The following is a 2,222-nucleotide window of genomic DNA, read 5'->3' on the forward strand; positions in this document are numbered from 1 at the left end:
TTAGTTTCTTTTTTGTAGTATTAACTAAGTTAATATATAAAGATATCAGAATATTAGGTTTTTCTAAAAAAGATTTCTTAAAAAAGTTTATCTTAGGGTATTTAATTGGAGGTCTCTTAATTGCTTTTATTGTATTCGGCTATGTATTAATTGGCGGAGCTGATTTCCAAGAAGTTTTTGCGAAATCTTCTTGGTCTACATTACTAATAAGCATGGTGTTTTATCTAGCTCAAGGATCACAAGAAGAAGTAATTAGCCGAGGATTTGTATTAGGTGGGATCGCGAAAAAAACTAATCTTTTATGGGGAGTGGTAGTAAGTAGTTTATTTTTTATGTTAATGCATCTGAGCAATGCAGGAGGATTTACGCTAGAGTTGATAGATTATTTTTTAATTGGTATGGTATGGGCTTTATTAAGAATTCTATTTTCTAATACTTGGGTTGCAGCGGCTTCTCACGGCGCCTATAACTTTTTTATGTCTGACTTTTTTGGTTTGGCTAATTCTACTCAAGATAGCGAAGGTATACTTTTCCAAACTATCTATCATAGCTCAATTGATTATATGAGCATATTCGTTTCTTTATTTGTTTTAATCATACTAGTTATATTGATATGGCGCAAAAGAGATATCTTTAATAAGCTATTACAATTGGAGTGAAATATTTTCTCAAAAAGCAATCTATGAAATTAAGGTTACGTATCAATTTGATAACGTTAGGAAATGTTGATCGAAAAATCCAAGAAGTATTATATTGCAAAAATTCTCCCTCTCAATAGTTAAACTAACTTTTGAGAGGGAGAATTGTATAGATTACTTTTTGACAATATAAAAAAGAATAGTGATTTTTTTCTAACTATGAAATCCAAGGTTACGGATCACTGACCTTTTCAGTAACAATGTAAGTAAGATAAAGATTTATACTATTTTAAAACGTAAATGTAATCCATAATTAATTTCCCTTTATTTGTTTCTCCCATAACTGTTTTGCTACAGGGATATTGCCTAATTCCGTCATGTTAGAAGGTAATATAATGGTATTTGTTTGACTAGAAACTACCTCTTTAAATGCTTCTATTCCTAAATAAGATAAGGATACCTCATCGAGTTGACTATTTTTGATCGCTTCATTTAAGATTATTATTCTTTTTTTCTCTGCTTCAGTAATTTTATCAATACGATCAGCTTCTGCCTCTGCGTCAATACGAATGCGCTTTGCTCTTGCTTCTGCGTCAATTTGGGTTTGTTGTGCCCTTGCTTGTGCATCAATGGTCATTTTAGATGCATTAGCTTCAGCATTAAGTACCGCAGATGATTTCTCACCTTCTGCACGAGTAATCATTGATTCTTTGTCTCTTGAAGCTGTTATCAATTTGTTCATTGATTCAACAATTTCTTTAGATACTTTTATTTCCCCAATATTAATTCGATCGATTGCCAAACCATAGCCAGAAGTAATATCTTTAATTGAAGCAAACAAAGAGGCATTAATTTCTTCAGTACCATTCAATACTTCATTTAGCTCCATTTTCCCGATAATTCCACGCAAATTCGATTGCGCATCTTGGATCATTGATACTACGGAATTTTCATTATCATAAACAAATGCTCGAACATCTGTAACATGATATTTGATAGCTTCGTCGATCTCAACCATTACATTATCTTTTGTAATAGCACTTTGAGGTTCTATTTCTAAAGGAATCTGTTTTAGCGATACTCTTTCGCGCACAGTATATAATATTGGAATAAGGAAATGTAATCCTGGCTCCAACGTTTTTACATACTTACCAAAACTTTCTACTACTTTTACTTCCCCTTGACGTACAACAACTGCAGTACTAGTCAATAACCAGATAAGAAAAGCTACAACAAATACTCCAACGATTATTTTCACAACCAACATTCTATATACCCTCTTCCGTTTACAAATAAACTATTATTCACTCTTGTAAGAAGCACACCGGACTGAACATCTATGATTTCTAGCATAGCATCCTTTTCAGGGACTCCTTCTATTACACGGTATTCTGTATAAGTACCATAAACACGAATAATACCTAAAAATTGATCAGTAGGTGAACGAAAGTACTTTCCTATGACCTTATTTTCTAAATAATCTGCCATATTCTCCTCCTTTCCTCTTATTATATATTAAATTGTCTCTTATACACATCTAGATGTGTATAAGAGACAGATATATAATAAGAGGAAAGGAGGAGA

The 2,222-nt window shown here is 32.2% G+C and carries 3 protein-coding genes; 1 reads left to right on the forward strand and 2 read right to left on the reverse strand.

Annotated elements, in window-relative coordinates; translation table 11 throughout:
- The coding region (locus A5849_RS10280; protein WP_086310073.1) for a CPBP family intramembrane glutamic endopeptidase at window positions 1-659 on the forward strand (659 nt) is incomplete at its 5' end.
- Window positions 660-951: 292 nt separating this feature from the next.
- On the opposite strand, the gene A5849_RS10285 is transcribed toward A5849_RS10280, so the two are convergent.
- Together A5849_RS10285 and A5849_RS10290 are read right to left on the reverse strand one after the other, a co-directional pair.
- Window positions 952-1,905, reverse strand: a complete 954-nt coding sequence (locus A5849_RS10285) for an SPFH domain-containing protein (RefSeq protein ID WP_086310074.1) — start codon at window positions 1,903-1,905, stop codon at window positions 952-954.
- Entirely contained in the window at window positions 1,893-2,126 is a 234-nt protein-coding gene (locus A5849_RS10290; RefSeq protein WP_002320351.1) for a hypothetical protein, read from the reverse strand. Before A5849_RS10290 ends, A5849_RS10285 begins: the two co-directional genes overlap by 13 nt.
- Window positions 2,127-2,222 lie beyond the last annotated feature (96 nt).

The sequence above is a fragment of the Enterococcus sp. 10F3_DIV0382 genome (assembly GCF_002140245.1).
GTDB lineage: Bacteria > Bacillota > Bacilli > Lactobacillales > Enterococcaceae > Enterococcus_B > Enterococcus_B lactis.